Source organism: Limosilactobacillus portuensis (genome assembly GCF_014838735.1).
Classification (GTDB): domain Bacteria; phylum Bacillota; class Bacilli; order Lactobacillales; family Lactobacillaceae; genus Limosilactobacillus; species Limosilactobacillus portuensis.
Map to the genome: position 1 here is coordinate 1 of NZ_JABUXQ010000144.1, position 277 is coordinate 277.

The window sequence follows — 277 nt, forward strand, 5'->3', positions numbered from 1 at the left end:
GTTCAAGAACGAGTCTTGCTTCTACACCCTTTTCATATGCTTCTTCCACTCTATTCAAAAAAGAAAGCACTGAGGAAATTTCCTCTGTGCTCCACGAAAAATCAAGCGGATATGAGTATTGTTTATCCATGTCTCTATCCTATTTCTGCTCGTAATGTTGCATTCTTTAATTCTTGCTTGCGATAGTTTCGCGGTAGAAATGCCCGAATTTCATCCTCATTAAACCCTATCTGCATCCTTTTATCATCAAGGATAATCGGACGCCGAAGTAAACTCG

The 277-nt window shown here is 39.7% G+C and carries 2 protein-coding genes; both read right to left on the bottom strand.

Features of this window, described 5'->3' with window-relative positions; genetic code table 11:
• On the bottom strand, positions 1–130 hold a 130-nt coding region (locus tag HUK49_RS10915; protein WP_191913703.1), incomplete at its 3' end, for a UPF0223 family protein.
• Between the two features lie 4 nt (positions 131–134).
• The coding region (locus tag HUK49_RS10920) for an ArsC/Spx/MgsR family protein (protein ID WP_328797272.1) at positions 135–277 on the bottom strand (143 nt) is incomplete at its 5' end.